The following is an 868-nucleotide window of genomic DNA, read 5'->3' on the forward strand; positions in this document are numbered from 1 at the left end:
AGACCGTGTCCTACGTGGTGAGTCGGACGAGTCGTTTGTAGCAGCACAGGGCTGCGGCGAGGCCGAGGAAGGCCAGGTAGTTGCGGGGATTTCGTTCGTAGCGGGGGCTGAGTCTGCGGTAACCGGACAGCCACGACATGGTCCTCTCGATTACCCACCTGCGACGTCCCAGCCGTTCGCTGGACTCGATGCCTTTGCGGGCGATGCGGACACCGATGTGCTTGCCCCATAACCATTTCCGCAGATGGGGGACGTCGTAAGCCTTATCAGCGTGCAGCCGGGTGGGTTTGAAGTAGCGGCCGCGGTGGGGGTCGTGTCTCGTTTGGTGACCGGCGACCATGGGCTTCAGTGCGAGGCTGTCGTGGACGTTCGCGGCGGAGAGGCCGACGACCAGGGGCAGTCCGTTCGCGTCCGACAGGACGTGCATCTTGGAACCCGGCTTGCCCCGGTCCACGGGGCTCGGACCTGTGTGTTCGCCCCTTTTTTTGCCCGCACGTGCGCCGAATCCAGCACCACACGGGAGACATCGACGAGGCCGGCGTCATCGAGGCGGTGCACCACCGCTTCATGGAGGCGACCCCAGACACCGGCTCTCGACCAGATCATGAACCGGCGGTGCACCGTCGACTTCGACACCCCGAAACACGGCGGCAAGGCCCGCCAGGAACACCCACTGACCAGCACGTAGACGATCCCCGCGAACAGCGTCTCATCAGGCGTGTCCTGAGTCCCGCCGCCCTGCGGCCGCACCTTCGACGGCGGGATCAACGGCTTCGCGATCTCCCACAACCCGTCCGGAACAATCCAACTCCACGTCCCCTGACCCATGTTGAGGTTCTTCCCTGACTCACCACATAGGACACGCTCT

1 protein-coding gene is annotated in these 868 nt (G+C 64.4%); it reads right to left on the reverse strand.

What is annotated here, in order from left to right; all coding sequences use genetic code 11:
• Positions 1–10 precede the first annotated feature (10 nt).
• Positions 11–828, reverse strand: a protein-coding gene (locus N4G70_RS36880) for an IS5 family transposase (RefSeq protein WP_261717155.1) whose coding sequence is annotated in 2 segments (ribosomal slippage) — positions 11–480 and positions 480–828 — 819 coding nt in all. Because the reading frame shifts where the segments join, the coding sequence is not laid out codon by codon here.
• Positions 829–868 lie beyond the last annotated feature (40 nt).

The sequence above is a fragment of the Streptomyces sp. ASQP_92 genome (genome assembly GCF_025399895.1).
GTDB lineage: Bacteria > Actinomycetota > Actinomycetes > Streptomycetales > Streptomycetaceae > Streptomyces.